General features: G+C 38.6%; 12 protein-coding genes. 6 read left to right on the forward strand and 6 right to left on the reverse strand.

Annotated elements, in window-relative coordinates:
• Positions 1-4: 4 nt before the first annotated feature.
• Positions 5-460, reverse strand: a complete 456-nt coding sequence (locus NMK36_RS00285; protein ID WP_072718833.1) for a DUF29 domain-containing protein — start codon at positions 458-460, stop codon at positions 5-7.
• A 175-nt stretch (positions 461-635) separates the two neighbouring features.
• Between NMK36_RS00285 and NMK36_RS00290 the strand changes: the two genes are divergently transcribed.
• Positions 636-2,786: a Tex family protein gene (locus NMK36_RS00290; protein ID WP_072719115.1), complete on the forward strand. Its 2,151-nt coding sequence runs from the start codon at positions 636-638 to the stop codon at positions 2,784-2,786.
• A 55-nt stretch (positions 2,787-2,841) separates the two neighbouring features.
• Here the strand turns inward: NMK36_RS00290 and NMK36_RS00295 are convergent, their stop codons facing one another.
• Positions 2,842-3,543: a methyltransferase family protein gene (locus NMK36_RS00295; protein ID WP_072718834.1), complete on the reverse strand. Its 702-nt coding sequence runs from the start codon at positions 3,541-3,543 to the stop codon at positions 2,842-2,844.
• Between the two features lie 26 nt (positions 3,544-3,569).
• On the reverse strand, positions 3,570-4,031 hold the full coding sequence (locus NMK36_RS00300) for an MAPEG family protein (RefSeq protein ID WP_245824231.1): 462 nt from the start codon (positions 4,029-4,031) through the stop codon (positions 3,570-3,572).
• Between the two features lie 183 nt (positions 4,032-4,214).
• Here NMK36_RS00300 and NMK36_RS28895 point away from each other — a divergent pair, with 183 nt between their 5' ends.
• The 4 genes from NMK36_RS28895 (at position 4,215) to NMK36_RS00315 (ending at position 8,203) form a co-directional block, all read left to right on the forward strand.
• Entirely contained in the window at positions 4,215-4,454 is a 240-nt protein-coding gene (locus NMK36_RS28895; protein WP_072718835.1) for a WD40 repeat domain-containing protein, read from the forward strand.
• 186 nt (positions 4,455-4,640) lie between these two features.
• The gene (locus NMK36_RS00305) at positions 4,641-4,892 is read left to right on the forward strand and encodes a hypothetical protein (RefSeq protein WP_072718836.1); all 252 of its coding nucleotides are present in this window, start codon (positions 4,641-4,643) and stop codon (positions 4,890-4,892) included.
• Complete coding sequence (locus NMK36_RS00310) at positions 4,892-5,227, forward strand: type II toxin-antitoxin system RelE/ParE family toxin (RefSeq protein ID WP_072718837.1); 336 nt, start codon at positions 4,892-4,894, stop codon at positions 5,225-5,227. The genes NMK36_RS00305 and NMK36_RS00310 overlap by 1 nt, the downstream gene beginning before the upstream one ends.
• Before the next feature lie 282 nt (positions 5,228-5,509).
• Positions 5,510-8,203, forward strand: coding sequence for a chloride channel protein (locus NMK36_RS00315; RefSeq protein ID WP_072718838.1), 2,694 nt, complete (start codon positions 5,510-5,512; stop codon positions 8,201-8,203).
• Between the two features lie 13 nt (positions 8,204-8,216).
• Here the strand turns inward: NMK36_RS00315 and NMK36_RS00320 are convergent, their stop codons facing one another.
• Both NMK36_RS00320 and pbpC read right to left on the reverse strand, forming a co-directional pair.
• Positions 8,217-8,477 (reverse strand): Mo-dependent nitrogenase C-terminal domain-containing protein, encoded by a 261-nt coding sequence (locus tag NMK36_RS00320; protein ID WP_306341361.1) that lies wholly within the window; start codon positions 8,475-8,477, stop codon positions 8,217-8,219.
• A 214-nt stretch (positions 8,478-8,691) separates the two neighbouring features.
• The gene (gene pbpC, locus NMK36_RS00325; protein WP_254172728.1) at positions 8,692-11,016 is read right to left on the reverse strand and encodes a penicillin-binding protein 1C; all 2,325 of its coding nucleotides are present in this window, start codon (positions 11,014-11,016) and stop codon (positions 8,692-8,694) included.
• Positions 11,017-11,280: 264 nt separating this feature from the next.
• Between pbpC and NMK36_RS00330 the strand changes: the two genes are divergently transcribed.
• Positions 11,281-11,931: a TapB family protein gene (locus tag NMK36_RS00330; protein WP_072718841.1), complete on the forward strand. Its 651-nt coding sequence runs from the start codon at positions 11,281-11,283 to the stop codon at positions 11,929-11,931.
• Between the two features lie 41 nt (positions 11,932-11,972).
• On the opposite strand, the gene NMK36_RS00335 is transcribed toward NMK36_RS00330, so the two are convergent.
• Entirely contained in the window at positions 11,973-13,808 is a 1,836-nt protein-coding gene (locus tag NMK36_RS00335; RefSeq protein ID WP_072718842.1) for a serine/threonine protein kinase, read from the reverse strand.
• Between the last annotated feature and the right edge of the window lie 171 nt (positions 13,809-13,979).

The following is a 13,979-nucleotide window of genomic DNA, read 5'->3' on the forward strand; positions in this document are numbered from 1 at the left end:
AACATTAGGGTAAATAATCAGAATTAAGAATATCTTCTAAGGAAAAAGGAGTTTTGAGAGGAAATAAATCACGAGGTAACTGATGAGTTTTTAAAGTATCGGTTCTAGCTTGGTCATAACAATCGAGGAATATTTCATCTAACAATGTCCTTAAACTTGGGCTATCTTCTAAGGATAATTCAATTTTTAATCGTTGTTCTATAACGTTATTGAGCCATCCTCTGGCATTATATTCTTTTTCGCTTGTCCAATATTTTAATTTTAACAAATTTCCAATTAATGTTTTTAATCTGGTTTTTAAGTTTTCTTTAACATTGAATTTTAAATTTTTAATTTCTGCTTTTAAATTATCAATATCTAGTTGATTAAGTTGACGAGTATCTAAGATTTCTGAAGTTTTTTGTAGCCAGAGATAATAATCTTTTTCATAGAGAGATTGATATTGAGATAGCTTTTCCATGAATTTTGCCTAATTTCAAGATATCTAATCTAATATCATATCACACAAAATTAATGACAAAGACAAATACCTAATCAGGATGGACTCTCAGCTTTTACTGTACCCAGATTGACTTAATATCAAACAAATATGATAAAATCAAACTTAGATGGAACATCTGTTGGTTTTGAATCCCATGCTCAATATTCCCCAAATTCTCGCTCAAGAACTGTCTCTTAAACCCTTTCAAGTAGAAAACGCGCTACAATTGTTTTCTGAGGGAGCAACGATTCCGTTTGTGGCGCGATACCGGAAAGAACTCACCGGGTCTTTAGATGAAATTCAACTGCGAGATCTTTCAGAACGTTATACCTATTTAACGGAATTAGAAGACCGGAAAAAAAGCATTTTAGACGCGATCGCATCTCAAGATAAACTCACCGATGAACTGCGAGAAAAAATCGAAAATTGTTTACAAAAAACGGAATTAGAAGATTTATATTTACCTTATAAACCTAAACGACGAACTCGCGCGACTGTTGCGAAAGAAAAAGGATTAGAACCTCTCGCTCAATTTATTGCTAATTTTAATCAACCTAATTCCCCGACGGTTGCGTTAGAAGGGGAAGCCGAAAAATATATTTCTGAAGAAAAAGGTGTGAAAACCGTTGAAGATGCCTTAAATGGAGCCTCTGATATTTTAGCAGAAATTGTGTCTGAGAAAGCGAATTTACGAGCGTATTTGAGAGAATATTTAATGAATGATGGGGTATTTTTATCCCAGGTGAAAGAAGATTACCCCGAAGGAACGACTAAGTTTGAAATGTACCGTCAATATAGAGAAAATGTACAGGATATTAAGCCTCATAATTTATTAGCTTTATTTCGGGGAGAAGCGGAAGGAATCTTAAAAGTCGAGATAGAATTTGATGATGATTTTGTACAGTCTTATTTAGAATCTCAGGAAATTAAAACGAAAAATCCGGTGATTCGCAAATTTTATCAACCGATGTTAAAAGATGCTTTTAATCGGTTAATGAAAACGTCCTTAATGAGTGAAGTCAGAAGCGATCGCAAAGCCTACGCTGATTTAGAATCCATTAAAACCTTTGAAGCCAATTTAAGAGAATTATTACTCGCCTCACCTGCGGGAATGAAACCCACTTTAGCCATTGACCCAGGGTTTAGAACCGGATGTAAAGTTTCAGTTTTATCCGAAACCGGAAAATTCTGTGAATATCATACGATTTTCCCTCATCAAGCAGAAGGTCAACGTCAAGAAGCCGCGAAAAAAGTTAAACAATTAATCGATAAATATAATATTGAATTAATCGCCATTGGAAATGGAACCGCCGGACGAGAAACCGATGAATTTATAACCGAAATTATCGCTAAATTAGACCGAAAACCGATTAAAGTTATGGTGAATGAATCTGGTGCATCGATTTATTCTGCGAGTGATGTAGCGCGACAAGAATTCCCTGATTTAGACTTAACAGTACGGGGTGCAATTAGTATCGGACGACGGTTACAAGATCCGTTAGCAGAATTAGTTAAAATTGATCCAAAATCCATAGGAGTTGGACAATATCAACATGATGTCGATCAAAAATTATTAAAGAAAAAACTGGATGATACGGTTGAAAGTTGTGTGAACTATGTGGGAGTGGAATTAAATACCGCGTCAAAAGAATTATTAACCTTTGTTTCAGGAATTACCCCAGCAGTGGCGCAGAATATTGTCAATTATCGTAATGAAAATGGAGCCTTTAAAACCCGTAAGGAACTGTTAAAAGTGGCAAAATTAGGCCCTAAAGCCTTTCAACAGGCGGCAGGATTTTTAAGAATCCGAGGGGGGGTTAATCCTTTAGATAATACCGCCGTTCATCCCGAAAGTTATAAGGTGGTGGAAGTCATGGCGAAAGATTTAGGCATTTCCTTAAATAATATTAGCCAATTTAAGGATAAAATTAAATCCGTTAAACTGGATAAATATGTTACTGATACCATTGGAATTCCAACTTTAAAAGACATTATTAACGAACTTGAAAAACCGGGACGAGACCCCCGTGCGGAGTTCAAATATGCCACGTTTAAAGAAGGGATTAAAGAAATAACGGATTTAAAAATCGGTATGGAATTAGAAGGAATTGTCACGAATGTAGTTGCGTTTGGTGCATTTGTTGATATTGGAGTGCATCAAGATGGGTTAGTTCATATTTCTCAAATCGCAGATCAATTTGTCGATGATCCGAATAAATTTGTTAAAGTGGGTCAAGTGGTGAAAGTGCGGGTGATGGAAGTTAATGAGAAGTTAAAACGGATTAGCTTAACGATGAAATTGTAGGGAATATATGAGGGATTCTAAATCAATTTCATAATATGGCGCGTAGCACGATGCGTTACCAAATTAAAGGAATTAATCTATATTTCACCTGATTTGTGTAATCTTGATATCCTTCTAATTCTTCAACTAACATCTTTTCTTCTCCCCTAATTCTAGCAACGAGAAGCAAGGATATTATAACACCGATTAAAACCCCATATTGAGAACCCAATAATATTGGTGTTCCCAGGAATAAAAAGATCGCTCCTAGATACATAGGATGTCTAACAAAGCCATAAACACCAGTGGAAACGACGTGGTGATTTCGTTCGGTTTGGATTCTGACCAGAGGCGATAAAAAGGTATTATCTGTAAAAGCTCGGTATAAAAAGAAAAATGAAATCAATAATCCTATCCCTCCCAAAATTTTTAGCTCCCAGGGGAAATTTGTTGTCCATTGATATCGTTTGCTATCTAAAGGCATGATTATAATCCAAGCTAAAAATAAAAGTTCAAATCCATAGAGAAAATATTGATCCCAGACTTTTTGATTATCTGATCCGGGTTGTTTAAATCTTTCTACCAGTAATTCCGGGTCTTTTCGATATAAATAAATGGCAGTAACTCCAGAAATTATAATTAACCAAACTCCAAAAATCCATCCTTCAAGCCATAACCAATCTCCTGAAAAAAGTAGAAGTAATAGGGGGATTATAAGAATATAAATAATTGCCAGGATAATCTGACCTGCTGATAATCTCCTATTTTCTATTGTCATAATTAAACCTCCTTGAAATTCCTCAACTACAATAATGCCAAGACAGTTAAAGCAACTAAACAACTGAACTGAATGACTAAACTGAACAGCCGAAACTTAGGATTTAAGCCTGCAATATGAATCAGTGAATGTAGGAGACGAAATCCGATATACACAACAATTAGCACATCTATCGTTGTTCCAGAAATACCCCGAACAGTTAGCAGGAAAACCACCCCCAGATACAAAGGTAGGTTCTCAATTAAGTTTGCGTGAACCCGAAACAGTCGCCAAAGCAAACTTTCATCATTCGGTGTGCCAAAATCTTTCACAGAGCCACCCGCCGCCAGATGGCGAATTCTGACAGCGAGTAACAGTAGAACAATAAAAATTGTCCACAGAATGAAAATAGCTAAACCCCACAGAGGAACAGTCATATCACTTAATAATAAAGTGGGTACTTTTCCGTTCAATGTGGAACTCATCCCGACTATGTGTTCAATAGGCACGTTATTGCTCCTGTTTGTTGGGTTAACGACGGCGGAGATTAGTCTGTTTAATCCTCGCTTGATTTTAGTTTGCGCGATCGCTCTACAGATTCACTCACCCAAAAGATAGTATTTAAAGTTAGGGTTTGACTGGGGTAAAAACCTCTTGGGTTATCTTATAATCGAATCCCTCGATCAAATAGTTTGGAAGTCAATAGCTCAGTCACCGATGTGAGTTGGAGTCCCAACGACCAAACCCTAGCTTCCAGCAGTTGGGACAACACAATCAAGCTGTGGACGATTAGTTTGGATTTAGATCAATTAATGGTTTGGGGTTGTGAATGGATGAAGGATTATCTGGAGAATAGTTCAAGTGTGAGTGAGGAGGATAGACATTTGTGTGAGGGGGTGACGGGGGCTCCGCACTCAACTTCAAACCCTTAAAAATTAGCTATCCTGAAATTGATTCCAGGGCTTAAATGTTTTAAGCTGTGGCATTGAGATTTAGATGAATTAATCATAATTAGGTTAGAGTTCCTTAATTAATCGTTCTTCGGTTGTTAAATCATACAATCACCTGAATTTCTTGTTATAATAACCTCCAAAGGTTAACAATATCAAAAAACATCTATGTCAATTGTTGTGACACTGACTCCCGAACTGGAAGCAAAACTCCGAGAAAAAGCAGCTAAACAAGGTCAAAATATTGATTTTGTGGTGACAGAACTACTCAATCAAATTTTATTATGGGAAACCCATGATACAGAAGAAGCCATTCAGGGAATTCAACGAGGATTAGAGGATTTTGAACAGGGGCGGTTTAGAGATTTTGATCAATTTGCTGAAGCACAACGTCGTAAATATAATCTATCTATTGATTGATGAAATATCGCATTGAAATTTCTAGTACCGCAGAAGCAGAAGCTGATCAAACGTTCCTCTGGATGTCTCAAGTTACATCTCCAGAAAAGGCAAAACAATGGTATCAAGGGCTATTAAAATCGATTACATCTCTTTTACAAATGCCAAAGCGTTGCCCTTTGGCTAGAGAAAATGAATATTTTAGTCAAGAAATCCGTCAACTTCTTTATGGTCATGGACGAAATTCTTATCGTATCCTATTTACAATCCTTGAAAATCCAGAAAGTTCAATCATTCGTATTCTTCATATCCGACACGCTGCACAAGAAACACTCGGTAAAAATTCTGAGGAATAATTTGCTTTTTTCCTAGTTTCCCTGGTTCTACCAGGGAACGTCTGCTAGAGGCTCCGCCTCTTAGAAATGAGGTGGCAGAGCCACCTTATAGGATTTCTAGGTAGAACCTAGAAACGAGAGAAATCGTTGTTGAGCTTTAGCTTCAAGTAGGCTGAAGCCTAACAACAAAATTCTTGAAGTTATATTAGTAAGTTTTGTTAGTTTAACGACAAATTTTAATTGATCGAAATACGGGTGTTTTCACTGCTATTCTAAACAATAGCCAAAAATTCTATTGTCTTTATGCGGCGCATCTCTATCCCCAGAGAAATTTCAGTTCTGAACTCTAAAATTTTATCACCCACCACCCCTAAACGTTATGCCATTATTGAAGCTTGCTTAATAGGCTTAGTGTCTGGTTTAGCTGCATTCTTATTAAAACAAGGGGCTGGATGGTTAGGGTCTTGGCGAATTTCAGAATCCTTAAATGCTGGGGTTCCCGCTTGGATTTTTCTTCCGGGTGTGGGATTAATCGGGGGTTTATTAACCGGTTTTTTGGTGGAAAGATTAGCGCCAGAAACGGCCGGAAGTGGAATTCCCCAAGTCAAAGCCTCCTTAGCAGGAGAACCCATTTCTCTTGATTTTCGAGTGGCATTTTCTAAACTCATCGGGACGATGTTTACGATGGGCTGCGGTTTAACGTTAGGACGTCAGGGGCCAACGGTGCAAATCGGTGCCGCTTTAGCCGCTTGGATTAGTCGCTGGGTTCCCACTTCTCCCAATTATCGCCGACAATTAATTGCTTGTGGAGCCGCTGCGGGGTTAGCTGCTGGATTTAATGCGCCTATTGCGGGGGTGTTATTTGTAGTTGAAGAACTCCTACATGATGTGTCAGGAATTACCCTTGGCCCTGCGATTATTGCCTCTTTTCTTGGGGCGGTGGTTTCCCGCTTATTAGGAGGTCAAGAACTCAGTGTTTATGTCACAAGAACAATTATATTAGAAACGGTACAGGATCGATTACTATATGCTAGAGAAATCCCTTTATTTATTATCTTAGGAATTCTAGCCGGAGTTTTAGGAACAATTTTTAGTCGCAGTATTATTGCGGGTTCAAAATTTAATCGTCGGGTGTTAAAGTGGGGATTGCCACAACGCATGGCGGTTGCTGGTTTATTATCCGGTTTAGTCGTATCTTTCTTGCCTCTTTCCTTTAGAAATAATACCGGAATTCGAGAATTAATTTTAAGTGGGGAATTGCCCTGGCAAACCAGTGCTTTAGCATTTACAGCCCATTTTATTCTAACCGCAATTGCAGCCAGTTCCGGCGCACCTGGAGGATTATTTGCCCCTTCTTTAGTCTTGGGTTCGGCGTTAGGGCATTTAGTGGGAAGTTGGGAATCTGAATTCATGTTAGGAATTGACCAACCCACGATTTTTGCTTTTGCAGGAATGGGGGCTTTTTTCTGTGCTGTGGCGCGAACACCGATTACGGCCGTTGTCATTGTATTTGAAATTACAACGGATTTCGGATTAGTTTTACCCCTCATGATTTCTTCTATTGTAGCCTATTTAATTTCTGAAAAAATTGATTCTGAATCACTGTATGATCAGTTATTAAAATTAAGTGGAATTGAACTCAAACCTAATCAACCCATTGATGGGACTTTAGAGAAACTAAAGGCTGCGGATGTGATGCAACGAAATGTTGAAACCTTACCCGATAATTTCACTTTAGAACAAGTGATTGAAGCTTTTGCAAAATCTCACCATCGCGGATTTCCTGTCGTAGAAAAGGGTAAGTTAGTGGGAATTATTACCCAAACAGATTTAACTCAAATTAGTAGTCGCCAATTCCCTGATCATACCCCCATTGATCAGTTAATGACAACCCAACCCATTACCGTTGGCCCTGATGATAATTTAACTCATGTTTTATATTTATTGGGTCATTATAAACTCAGTCGTTTACCCGTTGTAGAACATCATCATTTAGTGGGAATTATTACTCGGAGTGATATTATTCGTGCCGAATTAGGTCAAATTAGCGGGGAAGCAACCCAAGTGGGGCGACATCATGAAGCGTCTTATATTGCCTATCAAACCAGGGGGCCAAAAACCGGAAATGGTCGTTTATTAGTCTCATTATATAACCCTCAAACTGCCCCAACTTTATTAAAAGTTGCGATCGCGATCGCTCAAGAACGTAATTATGAATTAGAATGTTTAACGGTGATTACAATTCCCTACAGTCAATCTCCTTCAGAAACTTCAGTTCGGTTAACTAAAAGCCGGCGTTTATTACAACAAGCTGAACGTTTAGGACAAAATTTACAGATTTCTGTTCATACTCAAATTCGAGTTGCCCATGATGTCGCCCAAGCAATTTTAGAAACCACTCAAAATGAACATATAGATTTATTATTAATGGGTTGGCATGGGGATAAATCAGCCCCAGATCGGATTTTTAGTAATGTGATGGATGCGGTTATTCGTCAAGTTCCCTGTCAAGTTATGTTAGTTAAATGGGCGAAACATCAAATTTCAGATGATCCTCAAATTGATGGGAATTTAGATATTGCGGCTTGTCCGGTTTTGGGTTGGCAGCGTTGGTTAGTTCCCGTGAGAGATACCTTAGAACATTCCGTTTCTGTCCCTCTTTTACCTGCATTAACTAAGTTAAGTTTATCTCCTCAAATTCGTCTTTGTCGGGTCGTTAAAACAGTTCTTTCTAAACAGGAAATTAGAGAATTTCAGCAAGCTTCAGAAGATTTAAGTCATCGCTTAAATACGGATGTCATTTTTACCACTGTTTGTTCTAATTCCGTATCAGAAGCGGTCATTGATTTAGCAGATAAAGATCAGTGTGATGTGATTGTATTAGGCGCAAGTCGAGAAGGAATGTTAAGACAAGTGATTCAGGGAAATATTCCAGAAGCGATCGCTAAAAATTGTCACTGTACCGTCATTTTAGTGCGACCTGCAATTAAAAAATAATCGATTTCAACGGTTAAATAGTCATGCCACATTCATCAACTAAATAACACATTGCCCGAAACCGTAAACCCATTAATTGTTCATAAAAAGGGTTGAGTTTGCACAAGGGAGGAATATGCAAAACGGTATATCCAAAAAGTTTAATATCCCGTGCAAAGGGACATTGTGCTGGAATTACCCGATATAAAAATAGTGCTACATCAGGGTTATGAATTTCCAGATTATCTAACCATTGACGCAGAGGGTTCAGCAGATCACAGATCAAGTTACGCATAAGCATCTCCACTTGTTAGGGGACAATTTTGCCGTGTTGTTTTCGGTTTCCTAGTTTCTACTTTACAAATCTCAATCAATAATTAGGTAAAGGATTTGAAAAGAGTTGCTCGAAAATTATAAAAACTTTGTAAAGCTTGAAAATTTGTATTCTCAACTACAATTTAATGATCTGAGAAACCGGGTTTCAGGTTAGAGTTATTAATTATCTAAGCCTATTTATTAGTATTAACCACTGAAAAACCTCGACGATAGGGTTTTTTATCCGCTATTTGCACTTGAAATTGAACAGTATTCTGTTGAGTTCCCTGTTTAACGGTTAACGTCCATTGTCCCGGTTGCAATTGCCAAAATAAAGAGTTAGCAGACTGAACCTTTAATTTGTTACCATTTAACCACCATTCCACAGACTCTTGAGAAGGGTTAATAATTTTAAATTCTAATTGAGAAGCATCTCCCGAATTCATCACAAAATAATCATCCGGTTGAGGCGAAATAATTTTTAATTGATGTTGGGTTAATTGAGGATGAGGTTGTCGAGATAACCATTCATTATATTCAGAATTTAACGCAAATTGAGGAGAATTTTTATAGTATTCAGGAATTGCTTTAGGATTAAAATATTCTAATACAGTTCCTCCTGAACAATCTTCTGTCGGACGTAACCCAGTTGTTGCACAAATCGGTAATTCAACTAACCCTTCAGGTTTGGGAAAATTACCCGGTTCTTTTGTTTCATGTAAATGCAATAAAATTCGATTCCATAAGGGTGCTGCACCCGTTACCCCAGAGACATTTTGCATCCCTTCACCGTCAAAATTTCCCACCCAGGTTGCAACGGTATAATCTGTTGTGAACCCGACCGTCCAAGTATCTCGATAATTAGAAGATGTTCCTGTTTTCACCGCAACTGGAAAGGGTAAATTTAACACAGAATCAATCCCAAAAGAATGAGATCTTGCATGAGCATCACTTAATATATTCGTGATTAATTGCCAAGTGACAACAGTATCAATAGACTGTGAATTATTATTTTGAGGTTTTATTCTACTCAGCATCACATTAGGTTTAATAATTTTACCCTGATTTGCCATAATTAAATAAGCTTGGGCTAACTCCCATAAACTAACTTCCCCACTTCCTAACGTTAATCCTAAACCATAATAATTATGAGAATGAGTTAAATGTTGAAAACCTAACTTTTTTAATCGTTCTAAAAATACAGGAACGGTTACTTTTTCTAATACTTTTACCGCCGGAACATTTAACGAATTTGCTAACGCGACTCGCACCCGTACTGGGCCTAAAAAAGTTTCACTATAATCCGTTGGACTGTAAAGCTTTGCCCCCGGAATTGCATAATAAGTCGGAACATCTGCTAAAATTGTATAGGGTTGAATTATCCCTTCTGCTAACGCTAATTCATATAAAAAAGGTTTCAACGTTGAGCCGGGTTGTCGCAACGCTTGAACGCCATCATTTCGCCCTAATTGATCGCTATTAAAATAATCGGGAGAACCGACATAAGCTAAGACTTCTCCGGTATTATTATCAAGGACAATAGCAGCAGCATGATGAACGTTATGGTCTTTTAAACTACTCAAAATTTGCTGAATTTGGGCTTCAATAAATTGTTGTAACGGACGATCTATTGTGGTTTTGATATTATGGATTGACTTTTCTACCTTGTGAGTCATAACCTCGGAATTTGTTAATTGTTCCGTTAGCCAAAATAGAAAATGAGGTGCGGCGATAATTCCTTGTTGTTGGGGTTGAAAGGCTAATTTTTCTTGATAGGCGCGTTCCGCTTGAATAGAAGTAATATATCCATCTTCAACCATACGCTTTAATACATAATTTTGACGTTTTTTTAACGCAGATAAATTATGGTATGGATTTAGATCTGTGGGGTCATTTGGAAGGGCTGCTAATAAACTAGCTTGGGCTAAATTTAACTCCGATGCTGAGGTATTAAAATAGATTTTTGCAGCCGCTTCAACACCATACAAATTCCCCCCCATCGGTAAACGATTAATATAAGCTTCTAATATTTCCTGTTGATTCATTCCGGCGGTCAGTCGCCAAGATAACCAAATTTCACTAAACTTATTCGGTAATGTGCGGGGTGCAGGTTCTAATAACCTGGCTAATTGCATCGTAACGGTAGACGCACCGCTAACAATTTGTTTGGCTTGAAATGCTTCTAAAATAGAGCGAATCAGAGCAATAGAATCAACCGCCCCATGTTGATAATAGCGTTTATCTTCGGCGGCAATAATCCCGTTAATAAAATCCGGTGAAACTTGACTTAAACGAACAATTGCGGTATGATTTTGATTAGAACTCAGAACAGTTCCTAAAGGTAAATTATTGCGATCGCTAAATTCAAAAGCCACATCTTTTTGTTGAATATATTCTGCATGAATCGGCGCAAGATAAGGAAGCGATCGCACCATTCCCCCGAAACACAATATTAATAGACTTGTTCGGATCGCTGGATGTCGAAAACAATACAAAATTTGGGGTGGAATTCTGTTCATCTTTCAGCCTCATCATGGATGATTATGATTAATATTGGCAGTGCAATTGTTTGATAATCTGGAAATTAATCAAAGTCTTAACAACTGACTGAATTGTTCTACACTTGAATATTGTTTATTTACGGATTAAAATCTATCCTAGAGTAGCGACTTAGCTTGATCATTCGCTGAGAGATGCAACCTGAGCCTGAAACGGTTCCCAATTATGTTTTACAATTTGAGTATTAGGGTTTAATAAAGTAACAGAGTGTTGAGAGAAAAATAATGTTCAACCGGAAACGCTTTTTGGGATTATTTCTAACGATTGTTTTGGTGATGATAGGGTTCAAAACCTTTGCGGAAACACCACCCCACGATTATTTTCCTTTACCTGTGGGGGGAATCTGGGAATACCAAGCAAAAACGGCTGATGGGAAGCAATCTAAACTAACTGTTAAAGTTGAAGGTTTAGAAACTCAAACCGATGGAACAACGCTTTATAAAACCGAAAATAATTTAGGGTTTGCACCGTTTTATATTTGGTATGCTAAACCCAGTGGACTCGTAAAAGAATATCGACAACTGTATACCTTTGGGGGAAATAACACAGAATATCGCTTAGAACCGCCAAAAACGATTCTCAAAAATCCTCCTTCTCCTGGGGAGACTTGGACTTGGGAAGGTCAAGAAATTGCGGTGATGACCACAGAAGTAAAAGAAAATTATGAAGTTGTTGGAACGGAGGATATTGAAGTTCCCGCCGGAAAATTTTCAACGTTTAAACTCGAAATTAATGGAACAAAAGCCGGAACACCCTTTAAAAAAGTGGTGTGGTATGGAAATTTGATTGGGCCAATTAAATGGCAAATTTTTGATGATAAAGGAGCCTTAAAAACAACAACAGAACTTGAAAAATACACCTTTCCTCCTAATTAAATTAAGAGAAAACTGATTTTTCAAAACTTATTTAAAATTAGCTAGTTGCTGATGGGAGAAGTTAAAGGGGATGTAGGAATATTAGATTCTGTTCCATAGTTAGGCGTTGAAGTCATCGGGGTTGTTTCTTCAGAAGAAACGGGATATTGGGGTTCTACAGGAACCGTGGGTTCAGAATAAGAATTAGGAACAGGTTCTTCTGGTAATAAACCTCCCCCGCCCCCCGGTGTCGTCTCCGTTGGTAACGTCCCATTCCCATCTTGAGAATAATTGGATTCTGGCTCTGTAGAAGGTGAAATTGTTGAATCATTATCACCGGAATAGTTTGTTACAGGAGCCGAAGCCGAGGAGTCGGTAACATTCGGTTCTAATCCTACTTCAGGAGAACTGCTTTGTTCTGGCGGAGAAAGTAAATATTCTTCTAATTGAGATTCTGAGGTTGATGAGCTTTTCCCTTCTATTTCAGTAGCAATGCTAGTATCACTAGATTGCTCAACGGGTGAAGTTTCTTCGGTTTTTGCTTCTGCATCGGAAGGTTCTACTGTTGAGTCATATCCCTCTTCTAAAGGTTGTTCTGTGGAACGTTCCGCCGCGACTTCCTTGGGATTTTGAGTTTCAACAGAAGGATTTTCAAACATCGGTTCTGTGGAATCTAAATTATTAAAGGGATGATTCAATTGAATATTGGTTTTCTGACTAATAATGTAGCCATAACGACGGGTAAGATCAAATCCAACCCAACCAAAAAATAAGGATGTAATTAAGAATAAAATCGGCAGTAAAAAACCCAGGGAAGGTATCGTTTCTTCCGGTTCCCAAGTCGGAATCGCAACAGGAACAGGTTGAATTTGTGGGGGTGGGGAATTGAGGGGAAAACTGGGTAATGTCGCAACGGAAGTTAAAGGTTTTTCCTGAACAGAAACGGGGGTTTCAACAACTGCTTTTACCGCTACAGATTTGGGGGGAACAAGTTCAACAACACTAGAATTTTGAGGTTGAATCACAGTATTAGGAGATTGAATCGTTGTCGCAATGTCTTCAATGGGTAAAAAAGCAATCCATTGGTCAACACTTTGAGGACGTCGGGAGGGTTCAATTTCTAATCCCCAGTAAATTAATCGTTCTACAACGGGACTCAAGGTAGGTTGAATTTGTCTTAAAGTCGGTTTAGACGCGCTGAGTAACTGTTGTGTGGCTTCATTCACTCGCAATGGAGCTTCTAAGGGAGGTTCACCCGTTAACAAACAATAGAACGTCGCTGCCAAACTATAGATATCCGTGGCGGGAGTTAGGTGTTGATGGGGGAGATAATGTTCTAGGGACGCATAACCGACGGATAAAACCCGGTTACGGATGGGAAACTTGACACTCGGTTCAATAAAGCCACTGGTTAAGCCAAAATCAACTAACGTGAGGATGTCTGTCCCTTGATGGCGCAGGATATTCCTCGGTTGCAGGTTACAGTGAAGTAAACCGTGTTGATGTAGGGTTCTCATGGCCGAAGAAATCTGGCGGATATATTGCAGCGCCTGATGAACCGATAACGGAGAATGCGCGCGTAAGGTTTCTTCTAGGGTTTGACCCGCAATATAATTCATCACCAAATACGGTAAACCCTTTTCTTCAAAGATGTCCAGCACACGGGCAATATTAGGATGCTGACACTGGCTTAAACGCTTGGCAACTGTTGCAAATTGCTGTTTGATTTGGGGAAAATCAACGGAGGTGATGAATTTAGGATGCAGCGTTTTAATCACAACCGTTTGATGAGTGAGAGGGTGCATGGCTTGGTAGGTCACACCAAACTCCCCTTGACCCAGAACAGCATCAATCCGATATTTGCCGTTCTGGAGAACGATTTCCTGCGTTAGATTCATTGTGTGATTGCTAACTCCCCACCATATACTATCGCCCATACTATAACGATCAAATCGTTTTAGCATAGTCTACCTTTGGTTCTGGGATTGTAGCGCATCTGTGGAAATTAGCCAACTATATAGGGAAGAGGGAACGGGGAAGGGGAGATGGGGAGAGGGGGAGAGGGGGAG

Origin of the sequence: Planktothrix pseudagardhii (genome assembly GCF_904830925.1) — a bacterium.
Taxonomy (GTDB): Bacteria; Cyanobacteriota; Cyanobacteriia; order Cyanobacteriales; family Microcoleaceae; genus Planktothrix; species Planktothrix tepida.

Excerpts from the sequence above, each read along its gene's own strand:
- NMK36_RS00285 (WP_072718833.1), bottom strand. The coding sequence starts at position 460 with ATGGAAAAGCTATCTCAATATCAATCTCTCTATGAAAAAGATTATTAT.
- NMK36_RS00290 (WP_072719115.1), top strand. The coding sequence starts at position 636 with ATGCTCAATATTCCCCAAATTCTCGCTCAAGAACTGTCTCTTAAACCC.
- NMK36_RS00295 (WP_072718834.1), bottom strand. The coding sequence starts at position 3,543 with ATGACAATAGAAAATAGGAGATTATCAGCAGGTCAGATTATCCTGGCA.
- NMK36_RS00305 (WP_072718836.1), top strand. The coding sequence starts at position 4,641 with ATGTCAATTGTTGTGACACTGACTCCCGAACTGGAAGCAAAACTCCGA.
- NMK36_RS00310 (WP_072718837.1), top strand. The coding sequence starts at position 4,892 with ATGAAATATCGCATTGAAATTTCTAGTACCGCAGAAGCAGAAGCTGAT.
- NMK36_RS00315 (WP_072718838.1), top strand. The coding sequence starts at position 5,510 with ATGCGGCGCATCTCTATCCCCAGAGAAATTTCAGTTCTGAACTCTAAA.
- NMK36_RS00320 (WP_306341361.1), bottom strand. The coding sequence starts at position 8,477 with ATGCGTAACTTGATCTGTGATCTGCTGAACCCTCTGCGTCAATGGTTA.
- pbpC (WP_254172728.1), bottom strand. The coding sequence starts at position 11,016 with ATGAACAGAATTCCACCCCAAATTTTGTATTGTTTTCGACATCCAGCG.
- NMK36_RS00330 (WP_072718841.1), top strand. The coding sequence starts at position 11,281 with ATGTTCAACCGGAAACGCTTTTTGGGATTATTTCTAACGATTGTTTTG.
- NMK36_RS00335 (WP_072718842.1), bottom strand. The coding sequence starts at position 13,808 with ATGAATCTAACGCAGGAAATCGTTCTCCAGAACGGCAAATATCGGATT.